Annotated in this window: 19 protein-coding genes; 9 read left to right on the forward strand and 10 right to left on the reverse strand. The window is 62.1% G+C overall.

Features of this window, described 5'->3' with window-relative positions:
* Positions 1 to 169: 169 nt before the first annotated feature.
* A complete protein-coding gene (locus AAF358_04135) occupies positions 170 to 2,944 on the forward strand; it encodes a protein kinase (GenBank protein MEM7704715.1) in 2,775 nt (924 codons plus the stop codon).
* Here AAF358_04135 and AAF358_04140 read toward each other — a convergent pair.
* From AAF358_04140 to AAF358_04150, 3 genes are read right to left on the reverse strand one after another with little or no spacing between them, the layout of a single operon-like run.
* On the reverse strand, positions 2,929 to 3,837 hold the full coding sequence (locus tag AAF358_04140) for an alpha/beta fold hydrolase (GenBank protein MEM7704716.1): 909 nt from the start codon (positions 3,835 to 3,837) through the stop codon (positions 2,929 to 2,931). The genes AAF358_04135 and AAF358_04140 overlap by 16 nt on opposite strands.
* A complete protein-coding gene (locus AAF358_04145; protein ID MEM7704717.1) occupies positions 3,830 to 4,462 on the reverse strand; it encodes a permease prefix domain 2-containing transporter in 633 nt (210 codons plus the stop codon). The genes AAF358_04140 and AAF358_04145 overlap by 8 nt, the downstream gene beginning before the upstream one ends.
* Entirely contained in the window at positions 4,459 to 4,770 is a 312-nt protein-coding gene (locus tag AAF358_04150; protein MEM7704718.1) for a helix-turn-helix transcriptional regulator, read from the reverse strand. Before AAF358_04150 ends, AAF358_04145 begins: the two co-directional genes overlap by 4 nt.
* A gap of 76 nt (positions 4,771 to 4,846) precedes the next feature.
* On the opposite strand from AAF358_04150, the gene AAF358_04155 reads away from it, so the two are divergent.
* On the forward strand, positions 4,847 to 5,452 hold the full coding sequence (locus AAF358_04155; protein MEM7704719.1) for a YceI family protein: 606 nt from the start codon (positions 4,847 to 4,849) through the stop codon (positions 5,450 to 5,452).
* 138 nt (positions 5,453 to 5,590) lie between these two features.
* Positions 5,591 to 6,712, forward strand: coding sequence for a c-type cytochrome (locus AAF358_04160; GenBank protein ID MEM7704720.1), 1,122 nt, complete (start codon positions 5,591 to 5,593; stop codon positions 6,710 to 6,712).
* A gap of 4 nt (positions 6,713 to 6,716) precedes the next feature.
* Here the strand turns inward: AAF358_04160 and AAF358_04165 are convergent, their stop codons facing one another.
* A complete protein-coding gene (locus AAF358_04165) occupies positions 6,717 to 7,100 on the reverse strand; it encodes a VOC family protein (GenBank protein ID MEM7704721.1) in 384 nt (127 codons plus the stop codon).
* Between the two features lie 79 nt (positions 7,101 to 7,179).
* Here AAF358_04165 and AAF358_04170 point away from each other — a divergent pair, with 79 nt between their 5' ends.
* Positions 7,180 to 7,974: a helix-turn-helix transcriptional regulator gene (locus tag AAF358_04170; GenBank protein ID MEM7704722.1), complete on the forward strand. Its 795-nt coding sequence runs from the start codon at positions 7,180 to 7,182 to the stop codon at positions 7,972 to 7,974.
* Here AAF358_04170 and AAF358_04175 read toward each other — a convergent pair.
* Positions 7,956 to 9,848: a gamma-glutamyltransferase gene (locus AAF358_04175; GenBank protein MEM7704723.1), complete on the reverse strand. Its 1,893-nt coding sequence runs from the start codon at positions 9,846 to 9,848 to the stop codon at positions 7,956 to 7,958. The two genes, AAF358_04170 and AAF358_04175, sit on opposite strands and share 19 nt — an antisense overlap.
* A 160-nt stretch (positions 9,849 to 10,008) precedes the next feature.
* Between AAF358_04175 and AAF358_04180 the strand changes: the two genes are divergently transcribed.
* The gene (locus AAF358_04180; GenBank protein MEM7704724.1) at positions 10,009 to 10,944 is read left to right on the forward strand and encodes a hypothetical protein; all 936 of its coding nucleotides are present in this window, start codon (positions 10,009 to 10,011) and stop codon (positions 10,942 to 10,944) included.
* 7 nt (positions 10,945 to 10,951) lie between these two features.
* Here the strand turns inward: AAF358_04180 and AAF358_04185 are convergent, their stop codons facing one another.
* Positions 10,952 to 11,968 carry an Ldh family oxidoreductase gene (locus AAF358_04185; GenBank protein ID MEM7704725.1) on the reverse strand — a complete coding sequence of 339 codons (1,017 nt, stop codon included), beginning with the start codon at positions 11,966 to 11,968 and terminating at the stop codon, positions 10,952 to 10,954.
* Between the two features lie 182 nt (positions 11,969 to 12,150).
* On the opposite strand from AAF358_04185, the gene zwf reads away from it, so the two are divergent.
* The 3 genes from zwf to gndA are packed head-to-tail and all read left to right on the forward strand — an operon-like array spanning position 12,151 to position 15,693.
* Positions 12,151 to 13,608 carry a glucose-6-phosphate dehydrogenase gene (gene zwf, locus AAF358_04190; GenBank protein MEM7704726.1) on the forward strand — a complete coding sequence of 486 codons (1,458 nt, stop codon included), beginning with the start codon at positions 12,151 to 12,153 and terminating at the stop codon, positions 13,606 to 13,608.
* Entirely contained in the window at positions 13,605 to 14,309 is a 705-nt protein-coding gene (gene pgl / locus AAF358_04195) for a 6-phosphogluconolactonase (protein MEM7704727.1), read from the forward strand. The genes zwf and pgl overlap by 4 nt, the downstream gene beginning before the upstream one ends.
* Positions 14,302 to 15,693 (forward strand): NADP-dependent phosphogluconate dehydrogenase, encoded by a 1,392-nt coding sequence (gene gndA, locus AAF358_04200; GenBank protein MEM7704728.1) that lies wholly within the window; start codon positions 14,302 to 14,304, stop codon positions 15,691 to 15,693. Before pgl ends, gndA begins: the two co-directional genes overlap by 8 nt.
* Before the next feature lie 21 nt (positions 15,694 to 15,714).
* Here the strand turns inward: gndA and AAF358_04205 are convergent, their stop codons facing one another.
* Positions 15,715 to 16,545: a hypothetical protein gene (locus tag AAF358_04205; GenBank protein MEM7704729.1), complete on the reverse strand. Its 831-nt coding sequence runs from the start codon at positions 16,543 to 16,545 to the stop codon at positions 15,715 to 15,717.
* Between the two features lie 125 nt (positions 16,546 to 16,670).
* Here AAF358_04205 and AAF358_04210 point away from each other — a divergent pair, with 125 nt between their 5' ends.
* Complete coding sequence (locus tag AAF358_04210; GenBank protein ID MEM7704730.1) at positions 16,671 to 17,885, forward strand: Xaa-Pro peptidase family protein; 1,215 nt, start codon at positions 16,671 to 16,673, stop codon at positions 17,883 to 17,885.
* Here the strand turns inward: AAF358_04210 and AAF358_04215 are convergent.
* Genes AAF358_04215 through AAF358_04225 form a run of 3 tightly spaced genes read right to left on the reverse strand, consistent with a single transcriptional unit; the run spans position 17,879 to position 22,197 of the window.
* Positions 17,879 to 20,188, reverse strand: a complete 2,310-nt coding sequence (locus tag AAF358_04215) for a S9 family peptidase (protein MEM7704731.1) — start codon at positions 20,186 to 20,188, stop codon at positions 17,879 to 17,881. The genes AAF358_04210 and AAF358_04215 overlap by 7 nt on opposite strands.
* Positions 20,188 to 21,291, reverse strand: coding sequence for a cis-3-hydroxy-L-proline dehydratase (locus AAF358_04220; GenBank protein MEM7704732.1), 1,104 nt, complete (start codon positions 21,289 to 21,291; stop codon positions 20,188 to 20,190). Before AAF358_04220 ends, AAF358_04215 begins: the two co-directional genes overlap by 1 nt.
* Before the next feature lie 12 nt (positions 21,292 to 21,303).
* Positions 21,304 to 22,197: an alpha/beta hydrolase gene (locus tag AAF358_04225; GenBank protein MEM7704733.1), complete on the reverse strand. Its 894-nt coding sequence runs from the start codon at positions 22,195 to 22,197 to the stop codon at positions 21,304 to 21,306.
* Positions 22,198 to 22,236 lie beyond the last annotated feature (39 nt).

The following is a 22,236-nucleotide window of genomic DNA, read 5'->3' on the forward strand; positions in this document are numbered from 1 at the left end:
TATGGCGTAGGCGCCCAGGCCACAACTTCCAGGCCGCAAGCCTAAGAATACCCCGCTGTGCTGAGACAATAACGGCACGCAGCCCGTCTTGGTATTTACATGGGCAATCCAGTCTGGGTGAGCAACGACTGATGTGGTTCGGAGTTCCGCGCCCAAAGCCGGAGGGAGCGTGACAGCCCCCGACGATCGTGCGCTTGCAACCGGTGGCGGCCTCAGGATGGGTGCCGCGCTGCTGGCGACGGAAGACGATAGCATGCTCGGCAGCCAGCTTGGTGACTATCGCCTGGTTGAGGTCATCGGCGACGGCGGCATGAGCCGGGTTTATCGCGCTGAGCGAGCCGATGGTTCCTTCGAGCGACAGGTGGCGATCAAGCTTTCTATCGGTGGCTCGATCAGCACCGAGCTGCAGCGCCGCTTCAGCCAGGAGCAAACGCTGCTGGCATCGCTGGACCATCCCCACATTTCTCGCCTGTACGACGCGCAGTTCAGCGCAGACGGTCGGCCCTATATGGTCATGGAGCTGATCGAGGGTGAGACGGTCGACGACTACTGCGACGCTCGCGGCAATACGGTCGACCTTGCGGTCACGCTCGTCCGGGACATTGCCGCCGCCGTCGCGTACGCCCACGCGCACCTGATTGTCCATCGCGACATCAAACCCGGTAACGTGATGGTCGATCGCTTCAGTCAGCCCAAGCTGCTCGATTTTGGTATCGCCAAGCTGCTGGAAGGTGACAGCGTCGACGGAACCCTGGCGCCGCCTATGACGCCTTTATTTGCCAGTCCGGAACAGCTGCTGGGCAGGCCGGTGACCATCGCGTCCGACATCTATCAGCTCGGCGCCCTGCTCTACCGGCTGGTTTCCGGCCGCCCGCTCATGCAGCAAGGTGCCGTTGATCAAGCGATCGCGCGAGCGTCCCAGGGCGAGGATCTGATCATCCCTCAGGAGGTCCGTCGTCTGATTCCCCGAGACCTGCAGCTGATCATCCAGCGCTGCCTGCGCTGCGAGCCGCAGACGCGCTATCCGTCTGCTGACGCGCTGCGAAAAGATCTGGAGGCGTTTCAGGGTGGCTACCCGGTGGAGGTCGCGAATCGCAGCTGGCGGTATCGTGCCAACCGGTTCCTGCGGCGCAATCGCGCGATGGTGGGCGTCGTCACCGTCGCCACAGTCCTGCTGGCCGGCGCAACCTACAGCTATACGCGCTCGCTGGCCCAGTCCCGAGAGCTAGCAGAATCGCGAGCACAGAGCGCTACGCGAACGAGCAAAGCGTTGTCGCGCCTCCTGACTGAGTCGATGTCCGATCTGCAGGACCAGGTCGCCGAGCACGAGGTCGGCGCCTCCACGATCGTCAAATCGGTGTTTGAGGACGCGATCCGGCTAGCCTCCCTGGAGCTGGGCGCTGACGATGCCGCAAAGGCTGACCTGATCCGTGTGCGCGCCAACGCCGAATGGCGGCTTGGCCGTCTGGAGGAGGCGTCAGCAAGTTTTCAAGAAGCAGGCTTGTTGTCCTCGGCACAGGATGATCCGTCGCTGTTCGCCGAGATTCAGCTCGATTCGATCCGCCTGGCACTCGAGGAACGGCAGATTGCTCCAGCCGAAGAAGCGCTGCGGCAGCTTGAGCAAAAAGTCTCCGTAAAAACCCTGAAGCCACTGACGCAGGCCCGTTTCCACCGAACACGAGGTTACCTTCATCATGCGAAAGATGAGTTTGACCTCGCTGACGCGGCGTACCTGCAGGCGCTGGGCCAGCTCGACGCGCTTGGACCTGAGTATGATCGGGAACGGGCGCATCTGCTGACCGACCTGGCCTGGGTACATATCGGGCGGGAGCAGTACGACAAAACCCGAGACTACGCCAAACAATCCGTGGCGCTGCTCGAGCAGGCAGAGTCACCGATGAGCCATCGCCTGATCAATCCGCTGCGTACGCTGGCCCTGGCCCTCGGGTTGCTGGATGAGTATCCGGCAGCCCGACAGGCGAACCAGCGGGCCCTCGAGATCGCCCAGGCGAACTATGGCGACACTCATCGAGCGGTGGGTCGCGTGCATAGCAGCCTCAGCAGCCTGCTCTTTCGGCAGGGTGAAATGGGCGAGGCGATCGAACACGAGCAGGAGGCGCTGAGAATCGAGCAGGCGCTCTACGGCGGCGAGTCCTGGGACGCCCTCGTCACCCGCAATACGCTGGTGCTGTATCGCGGCTCCGCCGGGTTCATCACCCAAGCGCTTGCGGACAGCGAAAACTTGCTGTCCGAGCTGACCAATCGAACGGGTCCGGAAGGACGGCGAAACCTCGAGGTGCTGCTGGCAAACCGCAGCCGCTTTTTAGCGCTGGCCGGGAAACACGAGGAGGCAGTTGCGGCCAGCCGAGAATCGCTGGCGCTAAGGCGGGCGCTCCAAGGGGAAGGCAGCTACGGCGATTTTGATTCACAGCGCGAGCTGAGCTACCTACTTCTGGGTGCAGGAAAGATTGACGAGGCGCGGTCATATTTCGATGGTTCACTGGCGGGCCTTGCGTCGCTCCGCGGCGACGAGGACGAGGAATACCGCACCTGGGCACTGCGCGGCTACCTGTTTGACTGGGCAACCGGCGATCTGACCGCAGCCCGGTCGCGGCTCCAGAAATATGTGGCGCTAACGGAAAAGCGCTACGTGCTCGACAGCCCACTGTTCTTGTCCCAGCTGGTGGACCTGGCGGAAATTTGCGCGCAGCTTGCAGACGCATCATGCGCTCGTCACGCGCTGAATCGGGTGGACAAGTCGCTGGCAGCCTATCCTGAGCATCCCGATACCTTGCGGGCACAACTGGTTGCGGCCCAGCTGCTAAGCGGTGAGCAAAAGCCAAACGACGCCAGCCGAACTGCGGCTCAAGTGCTCATTCAGATCGAGCGCCTGTACCCGAGCCGTACGGACCTTATGCGACGCGCCCGTCAGCTCGGAGGCTGAATTGCGGCTGCCGGGCTCTCGGCACCGGTCAGTGCAGCCAGCAGCAGCGGCTCCCACAACGCTGCACGATTACCGGCCCGAAAAAACCCGTGGTGCCCGATTCGGGAAAGCCCGACCTCTCGCGGAACGATGCGGTGGAGCGAGACCTTGGCGCCCGTATAAAAACCATGCAGGGATTCGATATTCCGCTCGGACAGATATTCATCGTCGGTGAACGAGAAACCGGTGATCGGTACGTCGACCGAGGCATATTTGGCACGCATTTCCGGGCCCTCAACGCCAACGGCGTACTCCGCGTTGAGCACCCAGCGGCGCCACTGGCGCATGACCCCGGCGGGCAGATCCCCGATCATCCTTAGCCGGCGGCCTGGAAAGTAGCCGAGCAGCGGGATCGCCAGCGGCACAATGACAAACCACAGCAGCCAAGAAAATCGCTTCAGCCGCGGCACGTTTTCGCGCCAGTAGCCGCTGCCGGCGGCCACCGTCACAACCCGAGACACCTCACGGTGACTGGGCACCATCGGCAGAATCTGCCCTCCGAGCGAATGGCCAATCCAGCTGATGGGAACTTCGCCGGCTACATTACGCACTCGGCCGAGCGCGGCTTCGACATCGTGCTGCGCCCAACTCAGGACGTCGACGTCGAGTTGCGGGAGCGGTCGGGTGCGAGACTTTCCCATGCCCCGATAGTCAAAGGTTGCTGCCAGCATCCCGTTTTCCGCCAGCCAGGTGGCCAGCGGAGCGTAGTAGCGCTGGCTTACCCCCATCGCCGGTACGATGATGACCGCCCGATCCCACTCATCTTGCGGCGGGTGAAAGAACTGCATCACCATCGGATCGTTCTGCACCGTCAGAGTCTCTTCGCGGGGCTCCACCGCCACCGGCTTATCCATGATCGTTTGCTCCGTTTTGCCGTCTGGGTCGCACCAAAACCATACCCAGCATCACGGCTGGCACCGTGAGCAGCGTTCGGCTGGCGAGGTATGCCCAGGCAGTCTGGCCTGCCGGCGTCTGGAGCCGGTTCGCCAGAACCCACAGGAGGATCGCACACAAAGGCACCAGGAGCCGAACGCTGCTCGCGCGAAACGGCTGGCGGATCGGCCGCGCCGCAAGGCACACCATCGCGCCTCCGATGGCAGCGCCACACAGATAGAGCTGGAAGTAAACCAGCCGGACCATCAACAGGTTCTCAGGACCGGTTCCTTGCGCGGCCCACCCGGCACCGGTGCGGGCCACCCAGATATCCCACGCGACCAGCCAGACGTAGAGCAGCGCAGCGAGTAGTCCCGCGACCAACCAGCGTCCTGTGACCGAATCGCTGAGCCAAACGGTTGTCAGGGGTGCTGCCGAACCCGCCACCTGCCGCCAGAACCATCGGTCCGCCGCCGCCCGTGACCGCCGGGCGTGAAGCTGATATTCCTCGGCAAGATCACCGAGCATGGCTCCCCGCACATCCGGCGGAGCCAGCCACCGCAGCAGCATCACGGCCAGCCTCGGAGGTTGGTGGCGCGGTCTCACAGCACGCCCTCAAGCATCCGATTCAGCGCCGCAAACGAACGCCTGAGCTGCGCCTCACCGGCGTCGGTAACCCGGAAATAACGTTTGGCCCGACCACCCCGCTGCGGCGTCGACTCACCGAGCCTGGAACCAACGTAGCCTTTAGTTTCGAGCCGGGTCAGAGTGGTGTAGAGCGCACCGATGCTTACGCTGCGCTCCGAGCCTTGCTCAATTTCCTGACGGATCGCCGCACCGTAGGCACCGTCACCCAGCTTCAGGACGGCGCCGAGCACCACCATCTCGAATTCACCTAGAAATTTCGACTTCATTGGCCTGAGTTTTTATTTTTTACATTGTAGGAATAAAGTGTTAAAACTACAAAATAGAATAAATAATGGATGACCTGTGAATACACGACGATGTTCTCGATACACCTATCTCCTCCTCGCCCTGCTGGGAGCGATTCCCGCCCTCTCGTGCGCCGAGCCGGCACGCTACTCAATCGATTCGGACCATACCCACGTGCGCTGGGAAGTAGACCGTTTCGGATTCGCCCGCACCATGGGTTCATTCACGCAGGTTAAGGGAACCATCTGGTTTGGTCCGGACGACATTCGCGCTAGTACGGTCGAAGCGGAAATTGTGCTGGCCAGCCTGCGTTCAGACCTGCTGGAACGCGAGGAAATCGTCCGCGGGAAGCACTGGCTCAAGGCCGATCAATATCCACTGATAAGTTTCATTTCAAAGCAGGTATCCGCGGACACAACGAACCCCAAGAAATTTTCCGTCACCGGCGCGATGACGCTAGCCGGAGTTACCCGCCCTCTGACGCTGGCAGTCACGCTAAATAAGGTTGGGACCGATCCGGTCACCCGACGGCCCGCGATCGGCATCTCGGCTTCGGGCGCCTTCAATCGCAGCGATTTTGGTATCAAGATCGCGCTGGGGCCGATTGGAGATGAGGTCAGCTTTCGAATTGAGTCGATGGCGGTGGCGGCCGCCTCCGATTGACCGGCCCGGTCACCTCAACACCCGACGAGCAGCAAGCCCTCGCATGACCCCGGCCGGTCTCGGCTTGTAGCGGCGCTTGCAACCCGTCAGGCGCCCTATTAGCCTGAAAACCTGCACCAATGGTCGAGGGATTTATCCATGTACCGAACCGCTCGGGCGTGTTTTGTCGCGTCGCTATGGCTGGCCCTTCCGCTCCTGGTGGGCTGCGAGCGCGATGCCTCTACCACGGACAACAGCGCGGCCGTGGCGTCGGACGCTGCGTCCGAAATTCACTCGACGCCGGCCCAAGACTACCAGCGCTACTGCGCGCTGTGCCACGGCGAGAACCGGGAGGGTTACGCCAACGACAACGCGCCAGCGTTGAACACACAATCGCTTTTCGGCGTCGGCCTCCTGCCTCCCTATATGGCGATATCCTACGGCCGCCCCGGCACGCCCATGGGCCCATACCTGGATGAACTGGGCGGGCCGATGAACCGAGACCAGATCGGTGCCCTCGCCGCCTGGCTGTCGACCGAGGTGGGCGTGGCGCCGGCCGGCGCGGGCGCTGATGGGCTTGACCCGGTCCCAGGAGACGTCAGCGAGGGGCGGGCGCTTTACGCGGAAAACTGCGCCGAGTGCCACGGCGCCAACGGCGAAGGCGGGGGTGAACACCAGCCCGGCACCGCGCTGGGAAATCCGACCATGCTGGCAACCTCTCCCGACAAGTTCCTTCGCCTGGCCATCGCCGAGGGTCGTGAGGGTACGCCAATGAACAGTTTTGCCGATTCGCTCAGCGACACGCAGATCGACTCGCTCGTGGCCTTCCTGCGCTCGCGTGCCCAGGGCTGGGACGCTGCGGATCTTCAGTACAGCGAGCCGCCGACGCTCGACAATATCGTTCTGAACCCGCAGGGCGAGCCGCCCGAGTTCGCGCTCAAAGACGGTCGTTACGTGATGGCCAAAGATCTGAATGATGCGCTTGAACAGGGTCGCAAGATGGTGCTGGTCGACACCCGGGTCCCCTACTTTTGGGCCATGGCGCACATCGAAGGGTCGTCGCCGGTGCCCTACTACAGCAGCCAGCAGGAATTCCTCGACGCCCTACCGAACGACGGCACCTGGATAGTCGCTTATTGTGAGTGCCCCAGGGCGGCCGCGGACTCGTCGGTCACCAAGCTACGCGAACTGGGTTACGAGAACACCGCCGTGCTATGGGAGGGTTACGCCGGGTGGTCAGCCCTTGGCTATCCCGTTGCCGTCGGTAAAGTCAAGAACTAGCTTCTTACGACCAACCAAATTCCTTGAGCCGCTCCGGCTCGTACTGAATCAGGATCGCCTCGTTGCCCTCGGTGTCGGCAAAAGTCACCAGCTGACCCACGGTGGGAATGCCGACGACTGCGCCCAGAGTCTTTCCGCCGGAACCCTCGACGCGCTTGATCGATTCGGCCAGGTCATCGACCGCAAAGGAGCACTCAAAACCTTTCCGGCCCTCCGGCATCGGCTCTCGGCGCTTCTGCAGCGCGCCGTGTACGCCGGCGCCGTGAATCAGATAAAACTCTGGCGGCCCCCAGGGTTCGAATTCCCACTCAAACACCGCTTGATAAAACGCTCTCGCGCGATCGACGTCGTCCGCTTCAATGGCGAAGTGTGCAAGTCTGTTTGGCATGGCTGCTCCTTATCGATGACTTAAGCTAGCACGAGCGGCATTTGTCGCAGAAAGACAAAAACGACAAAATTAGTCGCAGATGCGACAAACGCTCAAACCACAAGACGAGCCGTACCTATTGCTGCGCAGCCTCAGCATCGACTACGCGTCCGGCGCACGGGAACCCGCCCACAGTCATCCGTGGGGCCAGCTGGTGTTCGTTCAGGCCGGCTCATTGCGGCTGCAGGTAGCGGACGGCATCTGGGTGGTGGCGCCCGGTCGGGCCGTGTTGCTGCCCGCGGAGCAAGCCCATTCGCTGGCGATGTACGGACCAGCCAGGCTGCGAACGCTGTACCTGAACCCGGCATGCCTCGATAGCGGTCAGCTCAAGCCATCGGCAATTCGGACACTGGAGGTGTGTGCACTGCTCGGCGAGCTGATTTTACGGGTGTGCGCGGTCGGTTCGCTGGATGAACGGGAGACTCATCACCGGCAGCTTTATGACCTGATCCTGACCGAGCTGAGCTGCGCCAGCTCCGAAGGGCTCTATCTCCGGCTGCCCACCGATCCAAGGGGTGCCCGCCTGGCTGATCTGTTCATGGACGAACAGCACGTCAACGTGCCGCTCCTGGAGCTTTGTCGTGCGGCTGGCGTCACCCGTCGAACCGCCGAGCGTTTGTTTCGCGACAGCACAGGGCTATCCCCGGCACGCTGGCGGCGACGGCACCTGCTGGCTCGCGGGCTGGCGGCGCTGTCGGAAGGTGTTGACGTACAGACGGCGGCTGAGCTGGCGGGCTACCAGTACCGCAGCGCCTTCAGCCAGGCGCTGACACAGGTATTTGGCCTAAGCCCGGGCGCCGTTCGAAAACAACGCGCCTACCAGGCGATGCCGTAATCTTCACCGTAGTCGCTGGCGCCACCCCACAGCGTACCGCTTTCATGATCAAAATAAATGGCGGTAATCGGGCTGTAGGTGCGATCGATCACCTCTACCTGATAGTCCATCTTTTGCAGGTTGGCCCGAACCCAATCCGGCACCTTGCGAGTCAGCTGCAGCCGTCCCGGCTCGGACTGATGCGCCCCGAAGGAACTCTGCATCTGATAGCTGGTGATCATGTGAGCCTCGACCGCCTGCTGAACGTTCATTCCAAACTCGACGATGTTTAAGAAAAACTGCAGCAGATTCTGGTCTTGCGTGTCTCCACCCTGAACCGAAAACGCCAGCAGCGGCCTGCCGTCTTTGAGCGCAATGCTGGGCGTCAGCGTGGCGCGAGGCCGCTTGCCGGGCGCCACCACGTTGAAGGGATTCACGCTTTCATCGAGCACAAAACTCTGCATCCGCTGGCTTAAACCCAAGCCGGTTTTGCCGGCGACAAACGCCGGAATCCAGCCGCCGCTCGGCGTGATGGATACCACCCATCCCTCAGCGTCTGCGGCCTGAATGGATGTGGTTCCCGCAAGAAAGCGCTCGTCATGACTTTCGACGCTCGCCTGCTGAAAGCCGTCTACGCCGTCAGCTTCGGCCGCCGGCGGGCTGCTGGTCCACTGCCCGAGCAGGTGCTGATAGGGATTCTCGCCCCCCTGAAACGGATACGGATCACCGGGTTTGACGTTGGGGTCGTTTTTCTCCCAGTTGATCTGTTCGCGCCGCTGTTTTGCATACTCTTTCGACAGCAGTCCTTCGATCGGCTCTTCCGGAGGCAGGTAGGGGTCGCCGTAGTAAAAATCCCGATCGGCGAAGGCCAGATTCATCGCCTGGTAAAGCGCGTGGATATACCGCGTGGTCGAGTAGCCCATGCTTTTCAGGTCGACCTCTTCCAGGATGTTCAGCGCCTGGAGCAGCACCGGCCCCTGAACCCAGTGCGTCAGCTTGTAGACCTCAACGCCTTTATAGGTGGTGCTGACCGGCTCTTCGATCTTCACCTCCCAGCTCGCCAGGTCCTTCAGGGTCATGAGCCCGTCGTACTCCTGGGATGCCCGGACCAGTTCACGGGCAATATCACCGCGGTAAAACCGATCGTACGCCGCCATGATTGCGTCTTTGCGGTTTTTCCCCTTGGCCAGCGCTTTACGTTCCGTGTCCACCAGCTTGGTCAGAGTTTTCAAAAGATCCGGCTGACGGAAAATCTCACCCGCATAGGGGGCCGCGCGTTCCTGCGAATTGTCGGGTTTGAGGTTCGGCAGGAAGAGTTTGCGCGAGTAGGACCACTGCATCAGGATGTCCTTGCGCTGCTCCATGTTGTCAGCCTGCGCCGCCTCGATCGGATAGCCTTCGGCCATCTGCATGGCCGGGGCCAGCACCTCGGCCAGGCTGAGGGTGCCAAACTCAGCCAGCATCACCATCAGTCCCCCAGGCGTGCCCGGTGTGACGGCAGCGAGCGGGCCATACTCGGGCGGATAGGTCATGCCGCGATCTTCAAAAAACTCCGGCGTTGCCCCGGTGGGCGCGACTCCCAGTGCGTTGATGCCAACCACCTTGCCGGTCTTTGGGTTATAGATCAGCGCCTGCGTCTCCCCGCCCCAGCTCAGCGTGTCCCACATCGTCGACGTGGCGGCGAGCATGGCGCAGGCTGCGTCAACCGCGTTGCCGCCTTTAGCAAAGGTCAAACTGCCGGCGGTCGCGGCCAGCGGCTTGCCCGTGATCGCCACCCAGTGTTTGCCGTGCAGGACGGGCTTAACGGTAGGCTGGGCGCAGGCTGTACCGGCGATAAGCGACGCGGCCAGGAGCCAGCGGCACGAGAAAAAACGGCGTTGAAAAGTCTGCGGCATGGAGGGTCGTATCTGTGGCGATGGGAGAGAATAGCAGAGCCGGATCAAGCTTGGGTGATGGACCAAGAGCGACGCCCTTGGCGTAATCCAGCAACATCTGCGCATTGTCCCGCACCACCAACGCCGCATAATGCTTGCAAACGGGATTGAGGGGTCCAACATGCGAACACAAATCTTGACGGCTGCGCTGGCCACGCTTTTGATTTGGATGGTACCCGACGACGCCGAGGCACAGGCAGCAGACCTCAGAGCCAAGGCTGCCGCGGCGGTCACTGCCGGCAATCATGATGAGGCGATCAAACACTACCGGGAGGTGCTGGCCATCGAGCCCCAGGACGGCGCGAGCCACTACCAGCTGGCGGTCCAGCTCATGGATTTCAGCGCAGAGCAGCGCAGCAGTCTGAAAGCGGCAGAGAACCACTTTAAGAAGGCCGGTGAGCTGGGCTTTCAACCGCTTGGGGTCAGCTATCGGCTGTCGCGGATTTACGCCCGCCGCGGTGAGACCGAGCCGGCGCTGGGCGAGCTCGAAAAGCTGGCCGCCGGTGGTTTTGGCCTGATCAATCTGATTGAAAACGAAGACGACTATCTTAAGGTCAAAGATTCACCCCGCTTTGGCAAAGCGGTCGCCGCCATACGCGCTGCACGGTATCCCTGCGAGGCCAACCCGAAACATCACGATTTCGACTTTTGGATCGGCGACTGGCGGGTCACCCAAAACGGGCAGTTCGCCGGGGAAAACCGCATTTCGGCAATCATGGGGCACTGCCTGATCTTCGAACAATGGACAAGCGCCAGCGGCGGCGAGGGCAAAAGCTTTAACTACTACGATCCGGGTCAAGACCGCTGGCGCCAGATCTGGGTTTCCGACAGCGGGACGTTCATCGAGTTTTCCGGCGAGGCGCGCGACGACGGCATCTTTTACACCGCCGAGACCACCAACCCCGCTGACGGCGCGGTCACCCAGCACAAGTTTGAGTTCACCCAAAACGGTGACGGCAGCGTGCGTCAGTTCTGGCAGACCTCCACCGACGGCGGATCGACCTGGAACACGATTTGGGACGGCCGCTACGACCGCTTAGAAGAAGCGGCGTTATAACAGCGCACTAGCGGCTCAGCGCCTCGATCTCCGCGAGCAGGGTACGGTTAACCTCGCGAGTTGAATCCTCAGATCGCTTTCGATGGCGCGCTGCGCCAGGCAGGCGGGTCCCCTGCATCGCTTCGAAGCGCTGAAAAAACGCCTCACAGCGACTCGGCCACTGATCTCCCGCCAGCAGCTCAGGGGCTAGGGCGAGGATGAACTCGCCGCCCGTGACCGGCCCGCCGTCACTGTTGTCAGCCGCCTCGGCCTCATAGCTAAACACCTCGTTGATCGCGCCTCCGGCCAGCAGTTCTACCAGAAGCGCCATGGCCGAGCCTTTGTGACCCCCAAAAGGCAGCAGGGAACCGGCGAGAATTGCAGCGGGGTCGGTGGTGGGCTGACCAGCGGCATCCACGCCGCAGCCGAGCGGCAGCTGCTCCCCCTCCCGGGCTGCAATCTGAATGTCTCCGTGCGCCATGGCCGACGTTGCCATGTCGCACGTGACCGGCGGCCTGCCGGGCCTTGGCCAGGACCAGGCCAGCGGGTTGGTGCCGAACAGCGGCGAAGCCCCACCGTGAGGCGCCATAACCGGAATGTTGTTGACGCAGGCAAACCCGAAGAGCCCCTGTTCCGCCAGCGCCTCGGTTTCGGGCCACAGTGCAGCAAAGTGGTGCGTTCGGCGAATGGTCAAGACCGCAACACCCAGCCGCTTCGCCGCGTCAGCGAGCACCGGTATGCCCCGCTCGATCGCCAGCGGAGTAAATCCGTTGTCACCGTCGACCCGCACCACCGCAGCCAGCTCTGTCTGCACACCGGGATCAGCCGCACCGTTGACCTTGCCGCTGCGCAGCGAGGCCACGTAGCCCGGAACACGAAACAGCCCGTGCGACAGCGCGCCGTCGCGCTCCGCGCTGACGACAGTCCGCGTCAAGGCAGCGGCATTGGTGGCGTCACACCCGTTAAAGGCGAAAACCCGGGTAGCCAGGTCCTCGATCTCCGCGAGCGTCAGCGACTGCGTCGGCGTGCCAATGTTGTGTGCCATGCGGGCTCCTCCTGTCCTCGCGATCATCTATGCATGACCACCTGTCCGGGATCAAGGACTGCCAATCCGGCAACGACATAGTCTGCGCGCCCATAACCCACTATGCTTGCCCATTCGTTTTGACCCGGCGCCCCAACCGTCATTGGCGGCTGCGCCTGAAGACCTGGCTAGGAGCGTAAGCGATGAGTGACAAACCCATCGAACCCAATCTGTTTGTCTTTTTTGGCGGCACCGGAGATCTGGCCCGGCGGAAACTGATGCCCTCGCTAGCACGTCTCCAGGCCAGAGGCCTGCTGGGTGAGCACAGCTACGTGCTCGCGCTTTCGCGCAAAGAAGATTTCGACGACGCGTCGTTTCGTCGATTTGCTCACGACGAGATGCTCAAGGCCGGTGTCAGCGAGGCGGCATGTTCGAGCCTATGCGAGTCACGGCTGTTTTTTCAGTGCATCAACAATTCGAGTCACGAAGACTTTGCCACGCTGAAAGCGCGGATCGAGGAAATCGAGCAAGCCCACGATCTTCCGCAAAATCGCGCGTACTACCTGGCGCTGCCGCCGACGGTGTTTGAGCACACCATAGAAGGGCTGGGACGCGCGGGGCTCAACCACTCCAAGGGCTGGACACGCATTGTCGTTGAAAAACCTTTTGGTCATGACCTTGCCAGCGCACAATCGCTGAATGCGCAGATTCACGCGCAGTTTGACGAGTCGCAGGTCTACCGGATCGATCACTACCTCGGCAAAGACACCGTCCAGAATTTCCTGGTGTTTCGTTTTGCCAATCCAATTTTTGAGCAGCTCTGGAATCGAAATTCGATCGAAAGCGTGGAGATCGCCGTCGGCGAGTCGCTAGGCACCGGCGGGCGAGCCGGCTACTACGACAAATCCGGTGCGCTACGCGACATGATCCAGAACCATCTGACCCAGCTGTTTTCTCTGATCGCCATGGAGGTGCCATCGGTCTACGAGCCCGATGCGGTTCGCCACGAGAAGATCAAAGTGTTGCGCTCGACCCTTGCCCCAACGCCCGAGGACGTGATCTACGGGCAATACGCCAGCGGCGCAATCGACGGCGAGAAGGTGATCGGCTACCTGGATGAAGATGGCATCGCTCCGGGCTCCGCCACCGAGACTTTTGTGGCGCTGAAGCTCAGAGTCGACAACTGGCGCTGGCAGGGTGTGCCCTTCTATCTGCGCACCGGAAAACGCATGCCCCAGAAAACCTCCCGGGTCGTCATCAAGTTCAAAGGTGCGCCGATCTCCTTGTTCCAGAGCATGGGCGAGGTGGGCGTTGCTCGAAACGTGATGGTCCTGAAGCTCCAGCCCGATGAAGGGTTTGACCTGTACTTTGACGTCAAGACGCCCGGCTCCCCTTTTGACATTCAGCGTCGGCCGCTGCATTTCAGCTACAAAGAATCTTTCGACGAGATTCCTGAAGCCTACGAGACGCTTCTGCTGGACGTGCTCGAAGGGGATCAGACCCTGTTTGTGCACGCTGAAGAGGTTGAAGCTTCCTGGAAACTCTATTCGGATCTGATCGAAAACCCACCCAAACCCAAGCCTTACTTTTCGGGGTCATGGGGGCCGGAAGCCGCGGACTTTCTCGGCGTCGACGAGGCCCAGAAGCTGTTTCGTTCATGAGCTTGGACGTTCAAGTTTTCCCCGAAACGGCGTCATTGGTTGATGCTCTGGCCGACAGCATCGAACGCTGGGTCGACGAGGCCATCACGGCGCGGGGCAAAGCGCACGTGGTGCTGGCCGGCGGCAGCACGCCGCAGGCCCTCCATGCACAGCTGGCAGACCGGCCGTTGCCATGGTCGTCAATCGACTTTTTTTTCGGCGACGAGCGGTGCGTCCCGGCTGACCATGAACACGCCAACTTTCGAGCCGCGCAAGAGTCGTTGCTGTCCAGGGTGCCGGTTCGCGAGGCGCAGATTCACCGCATGCGCGGCGAGGCCGGAGCCAATGCCGTTCGGGACTATGAGAACGAGTTGCCAGAGCGTTTCGACGTCACGCTATTGGGCATGGGCGAGGACGGCCACACCGCGTCGCTGTTTCCGAACGCGAGTAGCCTCGAATCAACCGAGCGGGTCATTTACGTCGACGATAGCCCCAAGCCGCCCCCCGAGCGCATCACACTCGGACTTCGAGCGATCAACGCCTCTCGCCACGTAGCGTTTATGGTGACCGGCGCGGGAAAAGCCCCCGCCCTTGCCCAGGTGCTGACCCAGCGCGTCAAAGATCCTCTGCCGGCGGCACGCGTTCAGCCGGACGATGGGACACTCACTTTTTTTATCGACACAAGCGCCGCAGCCGCGCTCGAAGGACAGCCTCATGACTAGCCAGTTTGGTGTGATCGGCACCGCGGTGATGGGCCGCAATCTTGCCCTGAATATCCTGGATCACGACGTGACCGTGGCGGCCTGGAATCTGGAGCGAGACCTGCTCGATCGTGCGGTTCAGGAAAGCGAGGGGCGGCTCGTCCCTACCGACTCGATTGAGGCTCTGCTGGCAGAACTCGAACGGCCACGACGAATCCTGCTGATGATCAAAGCCGGCAACCCTGTCGATATGGTCCTCGACCAACTCGCACCGCTGCTCGCCGAGGGCGATATTGTGGTGGACGGCGGTAACTCCCTGTTCACCGACACCCAGCGGCGGGAAAAGGCCTGGGCCGAGAAGGGGCTGCACTTTGTCGGCATGGGCGTTTCCGGCGGCGAGGAAGGCGCGCGCCACGGACCGTCCCTGATGCCCGGCGGCAGCACGCACGCCTATCAGCACCTGAGTCCGGTGCTGGAGGCCATTGCCGCGGTCAGCGATTCCGGGCCGTGCGTGACCCACGTAGGTCCGAACGGCGCCGGGCATTTTGTGAAAATGGTGCACAACGGGAGCGAATATGCCGACATGCAGGCGATTGCCGAGGCCTACGATCTGCTGCGGCGGGTCGGCGGCGTGAACAATGACGAACTCGCACGGATCTTTGCCGACTGGAACGCCGGACCGCTACAGTCATTTCTCATCGAAATCACGGCCCGCATCTTCGAGAAGAAAGCTGGTGGCCAGCACCTGGTGGACGACGTGCTGGACCAGGCCGGACAGAAGGGAACCGGGCGCTGGACCGCTCAGCTCGCGCTTGAGCTCGGGGTTTCCATTCCCACCATCGCCGCCGCCATCGACGCGCGTGTGTTGTCGAGCGCCAAGACCCAGCGCGAACATGCGGCGACGCTGCTTGCGGGGCCAGCCTCGGTTGAGGCCCCCGACGCCATGGCTGAGCTCGTTCACGATGCGCTGTTTGCGACGAAGATCGCGTCTTACGCCCAGGGGATGGATCTTATTGCCCACGGAAGCGCCGCCAACAGCTGGGGAATCAACAACCGGGAAATGGCACGTATCTGGAAGGCTGGCTGCATCATTCGCGCAAGCTTCCTGGATACCATCATGAAGGCTTACGAGAGCGATTCAGCCATCGCCAACCTGATGTTCGACGCCACCGTCCGAACGGAACTGGCGAAGCGGGTTCCAGCGCTTCGCCAGGTCGTGGGGCTCGCGGCGCAGGCGGGGATCCCCGCCCTGGCGATGAACGCCAGCCTGGCTTACTTCGACAGCGTGCGAACCGCACGGCTGCCGCAGAACCTGACCCAGGCTCAGCGGGACGCGTTCGGGGCCCACACCTACCAGCGGGTGGACGATCCCGACGGCCCCGCTGTGCACACAAACTGGCTCTGATGAGTCCTTCGGAGCGAGGCCTCAGGCCGGCTTTCTGAACACCAGCGTCATGCGGTCACTCTCGCCGATCCCGACGTAGCGCTCCCGATCGGTGTCGCCCTTCCTGAGCGTCGGCGGCAGGGTCCACACGCCCGTATCGTGATTAGCCGGGTCCTTCGGGTTCGCGTTGATCTCGGCGGTTTTGACGAGTTCGAAACCCTCGCTCTCAAACATCGCGATGACCTCAGACTGCTTGAGGTAACCGTTATGGCCGCGGGTGTAGTCATAGGGTGCAGCTTCGCTGGCGCGGTGCTGTACAACACCGACAATCCCGCCCGGCTTCAGCAGACCGTAGAAATGGGCGATCGTCTCGTCGGCCAGGTCTTCCCGCGCAAGTCCGTGCATACCGCGAAACGTCAGCACCGCATCGAGCTTGCCCTGCCAGTCCGGCGCTTCATCGATCTCGACGGCGTGGACGCGCGCAGCGTCGACGCCGGTCCATTCAGCCACCCGACCCGGGAACGTTTCGGGAAAGGCTTTGGCGCGTGCCTGGCGCTCGGGGCTGGCGTTGGCCATGTAGCGCTCAACGTCCGCATTGATGCCGACATAGGTGCCGTCAGAGGCGATCCAAGGTGCCAGCAATCGCGTATACCAGCCTCCGCCGGGTCCGTATTCACCCACCGCCATGTCGGGCGTGAGGCCAAAGAAGGCGAGCGTCTCAGCCGGATGACGGTATTGGTCCCGGGCCCGGTCTTCGTCGCGGTAGTCGGCGGCAAGCAGTTTGCCCATGTCCGCAGACTCGTGATGCCCCGCGTTAGCTAAGGTGATTGGCAGTACGGTGACCGCGAGCGCCGTGAGGATCACTCGATGCATGGCAAAACTCCTGAAGTTGTGATTAAAAGCCGGCCGGAATTTTAGCAAATCGCCGGCACGGAAGGTCGAAGTCGGCGGCGGCAAGAACTATCCTTAGCTCCATCGCTACTATCGAGTGCTTGCCCGTGACCCAAGGTGTTGCTGGATCGAACGCAAAAGCGGAGCTCGCGCGGCTGGCAGAACTGGAAGGGTCGTCCGGTGCACAGCCGCTGCCGCTAGCCGAATTTGAACGGCGGTTGGCCCAAGGCCGGGCGATGATGGGCCAGCATGGTCTGCAGGCGGTTTACCTGTGTGCGGGCAGCAACCTGCTTTACTTCACCGGGACGAAATGGTCGCTGACCGAGCGCCTGGTGGGCGCCATCATTTTTCCTGACGGACCCGTCGAATATGTGCTGCCGGCCTTCGAGGAGGGCACTTTCTCCGCCTTTATGAAGGTGCCGGGCAAGCTCAACCTCTGGCAGGAGCACGAGTCGCCGTTTGAGCTCGTTCATCAGGTCCTTGAGTCTCGCGGCGTAGCCGGGGGCACGGTGGGCATCGACGAGGCGACGCCTTTCCACCACTTCGGTGAAATTTCCGCCCTTCGCGACAGTCTGCGCTTCGTGGACGCGCGGCCGGTCACGGCCGGCTGTCGGATGCGAAAGTCACGGGCCGAGCTGGCGCTGATTCAGCAGGCCATGAACATCACGCTGGAAGTGCACAAGAGCGCTGCCCGGATCTTGAGGCCCGGTATTGAGACGACGGAGGTCGTCGACTTCATCGACACAGCGCATCGAACGATGGGGACCGCCGGCTCAACCTTCTGCGCGGTCCAGTTCGGCGAAGCCACCGCCTACCCGCACGGCGTCCCGGACCCGCAGGTCCTGGCGGATGGCGACATGGTGCTCATCGATACGGGCTGCCGGGTGCAGCATTACCACTCCGACATCACCCGCAGCTACGTGTTCGGACAGCCGAGAGAGCGTCAGCGCGAGGTCTGGACGGCGGAGCAGCAGGCGCAGGCTCGAGCCTTTTCGGCAGCACAGCCAGGAACAAGTTGTGGCGATGTCGACAGGGCCGCCCGGTCTTACCTGGAGTCACTGGGTTACGGCCCTGACTACGCGGTCCCGGGATTGCCCCACCGCACCGGTCACGGTCTCGGGCTGGACATCCACGAATGGCCCTACCTGGTTCGCAGTGACGATACGCTGCTGGCCGAGGGCATGTGCTTCAGCAACGAACCGATGCTGTGCCTGTACGGTGAATTTGGGGTACGCCTGGAAGACCACTTCTACATCACCGCTGAGGGTCCGCGGTGGTTCACTACCCCCAGCCCGTCGCTGGAAAATCCCTTCGGCTATTGAACAGCCGCTGATCGGGGGCCTGGCGGCAGGTTTTCCAGCAGGAACCGGGTCATCAGCCCGTAGAGATGCCGCTTCGTGTTGGGCTTCTCGTCGATGCTGTGGCTGCGGTCCGGATAAGGCATGAACGTAAAGGTCTTGTTCAGGCCAATCAGCCGATCGATCAGCTGCACCGAACTCTGGTAGTGCACGTTGTCGTCTGCCGTGCCGTGAATCACCAGAAGATTACCTTCCAGGCCGGCGGCGTGGGTGATCGGTGAGCCCTGGACATAACCCTCCTCGTTATCCTCGAGCAGACCCATATAGCGTTCCTGGTAAATGGTGTCGTAAAGACGCTGGTCGCTGACGAACGACAGCGCGATACCCGTTTGGTAAATCTCAGGGTATTTGAATAGCGCGTTGAGGGTCATCTGCCCGCCGCCGCTCCAGCCCCAGCTCCCGACCCGCCCCGGATCCAGATACGGTCGCTCAGCCAGCAGTGCCCTGACCGCTCGCGCCTGATCCTCAGAAGCCAGAATGCCGATCTGGCCATAGATCGACTTTCGCCACGCCCGACCTCTGGGGCCCGGCGTGCCGCGGCTGTCCACGCTGGCAACGATGTACCCCTGCTGCGTCAGCAGCAGATGCCACGCGTGGCGGTCACTGCGCCAGCGGTTGATCACCGTCTGGCCTGCCGGCTCGCTGTAGACGTACATCAGCAGCGGATACTGTTGGGTCGGGTCAAAGTTGTGGGGCTTCATCATCCAGCCGTCGAGCTCGACGCCATCCTCAATGACTACTCGAAAGAACTCGGTGGCTCCCTGTGGCGTGGCGGCCAGTGCGTCGACCACTTTTTGGTTGTCCAACACCGTCCGCAACGATCGGTGGTCAGGCAGCGCCACAAAGTCCACCCGCGGAGGAGACCTAAGCGTTGAGGCGGTATGGAAAGCCCAGCGCGAGTCGGGCGAGATGTCGTAGGCGTGTACGCTGGATGGACCGACCGGCGTGAGTCGTTCAACCCTCGCCGGGCCGCCCAGCGGGGAGCGAAAGAGGTAGCGGGCCGCATTGTCCTCTGGTGAAGCCAAGTAGTAGACAAAACCGTTTGTCGTGTCGATGTGGGACACCTCGATGATGTCGAAATCTCCTGGCGTCAGCAGCGTTACCTTTGAGCCATCGCGCGACACGCGGTAAAGGTGGCGCCAGCCGTCCCGGTCGCTCAGCCACGTAAACGACTCACCGTCGGCCAACCATTTGACGTCGTCGTGGATATCAATCCATGCATCGTCCGTTTCTGTGAGAATGACCCTGGCTGATCCGTCGGTCGCGCCCGCCAGCATCACCTGGTTTCGATTCTGGCGGCGATTGACGTACTGCAGCAGCACCTCGTCAGAACTGTCGGCCCAGTCCATCCGGGGGACGTAGTTTTGGCGCGGGTCACCCGGCAGCTCAATCCACGTGGTGCGCGCTGACTCAAGCTCCACGACGCCGACGCGAACGGCGGAGTTCGTGCTGCCGACTTTGGGATACTGCAGCGGGATGGGCTGAGAGTAGACGTCGCCGGTGTCATTCATCATGTAAAAGGTGCCGACGCCTTCGGTATCGAATTGCCAGTAGCAGATTCGCCTGGAATCGGGGCTCCACTTAAATCCGAGGCGCAGACCAAACTCTTCCTCGTTCACCCAGTCGCCCGTTCCGTTCACCACCAGCTCGGATCCGTCACGGGTCAGCTGCCGAGCCGACCCGCCTTCCACGCTCTCCACGTAAAGGTTGTTCTCCCGGACGTACGCCACATGCCGGCTGTCCGGTGAAAACCGCGCATACATCAGGGTTGAAGGCTCAGCGTCCGCGCCCACCTGACGCAGCTTGCCGGTCGCTAGCTTCAGCAGCCAGTAATCGCCCAGCGATTCGTAGCGCCGAAACTTTTTGGTGTTGGTGCTGATCAGGGCGAACTGCCCGTCATCAGACCAGGCATAGTCCTTGATCTCGAGCGGCCGCTCCTGCCCCTCGGGGATCAGCTGGCGAGCGCTGACCTTGACGTTACGCTCGCCCGATCGGGCGTCGTGCCGAACGATGTCATAGCCATCTTGCACCGCCGTCGATATTTCCACGGTGGTGTAGTGGTCGCCGTCACCCAGCCATTTGCTCGGCACCACGGTACCCAGGTCAAACGCTTTGTCGTGAAAAATGTGGCCGACGGTCAGGAGTTGCGACGCGCCGGACACGGGTTCGGACTGCTCGCCGGTCTGCGCGCACACTCCGCCGCCAAAAACCAACGCCAGAACGGCCGCGGACAGACCGAGTGGGTTAGCGAAGGCAGGTCGGGCCATCAACGGTACTCAGCGACGGGCTTGCCCAGCACTTCCATGCGGGGAGAGATGCCAAGGCCCGGGTCCTCCGACGCTGTCATGGTCCCGTTCTGCCGCTGCGGCGCGCCGGTGGCGCTGCTGACGGTCACGTAGCTGTTGAAGTCGGTGGCCGAGAACCTGAGCGATTCCGGCGTTGAGTGCGCCAGGTGCGCAATGGCCGCCGTGATGATGTCGCCGCCCCAGCTGTCTTCGATGGTCATGGGGATATTGAGCGACACGCAAAGATCACGGATCTGCCGGGCCCGGGTGAGGCCGCCGACCTTGGAGATCTTCAGGTTGATCACGTCCATGGCCCGGTCTTCGTGGGCGCGCAGCAGCGCATCAAGGCCGGTCACGTTTTCGTCCAGCACAAGAGGCAGGGACGTTTTTTCCCGGACGGTTCGGCAGTGCTCATACAAGGCACAGGGCTGCTCGATGTACACATCCCGGTCACTGACGGCAGCCACAACCCGCAGCGCGTCGTCGAGCCGCCAGCCGGTGTTGGCGTCAGCCACGAGCGTCTCACCGTCCTTTAGCACGTCCGCCACGGCGTGAATGCGGCGGATGTCATCAGGCACGAGGCCGCCGACCTTGAGCTGAAAACAGGCATAACCCTCATTGCGATAGCCGGCGACGTTGTTTGCCATCTCCTCGGCAGGACCCTGACTGATGGCGCGGTAAAGCTCAATGCTGTCGCCGAAGCGGCCACCCAGCAGATGGCAAACCGGCAAACCGCTCACCTTTCCCAGCAGATCCCAGCAGGCCATATCGAGCGCAGACTTGACGTACGGATGGCCCAGCAGGGCCTGATCCATCAGGCGATTGATTTTTGCGACCGCCGTCGGGTCCTGGCCCAGCAGGGTTGGGGCCAGCTCTCCAATGCCGGCGCGCGCGCCGTCCGCGAAGGCTGGGAGATAGAAGGGCCCAAGAGGGCAGACCTCGCCGTAGCCGATCGCTCCGTCGTCCGTGATCAGCTCAACGATTGTGCTGTCGAACACCTCGACATATTTTCCGCCGGACCAGGAATAGCGACCCTCAACCAGTGGCAGGTCCACCTGGTAGACGCGAATGGCGGTGATCTTCATTAAGCGCGGGACTTACTCGCCCAGAAACCCCGCGACCAGCTTAGCGCTGGCCTCGGGCTTTTCGAAAAACAAAAAGGTTCCCCCATCCTCGATCACCTGCCGACGAGCGTTGGGCAGCAGCTTGAGCAGCGTTTCCTGGTGACTGACATATTCGTCGCGCGCGCCCTGAGTCAGGAGCACATCGCGGTCCTTCAGGCTGGCCAGAGCGGGTCGCCGGTCCCAGCGCAGCACCCCGTAATGCGCATCATAGGGACGCAGCCGGGTAGCCATATTGCCAATGTAGGGGATGAGGATCTCCTCGGGAGTCGACTCCGGCATGTAGCCGACGAAACGCTGCCAGGCCTGACTCAAGGAGACACCCTCCCGGTCCACACGCTTGCGGTTTTCCAGGTCGAGACTCTCGGTAAAGGCCTCAGATTCTTCTTTATCCTTCACTCCGCTGGTGCCGGACAAAATAACCTTCTGCACCCGGTTGGGGTACTTCCAGGCGAAGTTCATCGCGACAAGCGCACCGCCGTGGTGGCCAAGCACGTGAAATTTGTCCACATTGAGGTGTTCAAGGACAGCGAGTCCGGACGCGGTGTACTCATCGACCCCTAGCTCGTGATCCGGGTCGTCCGAGTGTCCGTGGCCCGGCCAGTCCCAGGTGATCAGTCGATAGCGATCAGCTAGATAAGGCACCAGGCCGGCGTACTCCTCCCCGGAGGACGACGACTGGTGCACCAGCAGCAGCGTCTCACCCTGCCCGGCCTGCCAGTAGTGAATCTGCCCTTTCGGCGTGTTGACGTAGCCCTGCGTGATGGCCGGGTTAGAAGTGGTTCGCATCAGGGCCTCCTCAGCTGCGGCGTCCGGTGCCCATACAGGCAGCCCGAGCAGCAAGGCTGGGACGATCGATAAGAATCTCATGGCGGTGTACCTCGCATTAGCGGGGAGATTATGGACCGA

Source organism: Pseudomonadota bacterium (genome assembly GCA_039033415.1).
GTDB lineage: Bacteria > Pseudomonadota > Gammaproteobacteria > Xanthomonadales > SZUA-38 > JANQOZ01.